General features: G+C 56.2%; 1 rRNA gene. It reads right to left on the bottom strand.

Features of this window, described 5'->3' with window-relative positions:
* Positions 1-365 (bottom strand): 23S ribosomal RNA (locus U7114_RS19345); the annotation flags it as partial.

The following is a 365-nucleotide window of genomic DNA, read 5'->3' as shown; positions in this document are numbered from 1 at the left end:
GGCTCCGACGGATTGTAAGCACACGGTTTCAGGTACTGTTTCACTCCCCTCCCGGGGTACTTTTCACCTTTCCCTCACGGTACTGGTCCGCTATCGGTCATTAGGGAGTATTTAGGCTTATCAGGTGGTCCTGACAGATTCGCACGGGATTTCTCGGGCCCCGTACTACTTGGGATACTCTCACAGGCGGTACACAACATTACGGTTACGGGGCTAACACCCTCTCTGGCCGGCCTTTCAAGACCGTTCACCTATGCCTGCACATCACACCCCACCAGCCCGGCAGAACTGGTATGGAAAGTCCCACAACCCCGACCATGCAACGCCCGCCGGCTATCACACATGGAACGGTTTAGCCTGATCCG

The sequence above is a fragment of the Pseudarthrobacter sp. C1 genome (assembly GCF_034720455.1).
Lineage (GTDB): Bacteria > Actinomycetota > Actinomycetes > Actinomycetales > Micrococcaceae > Arthrobacter.
The sequence above is the reverse complement of the archived record's forward strand: the minus strand, read 5'-3'. Positions and strand labels throughout refer to the sequence as shown.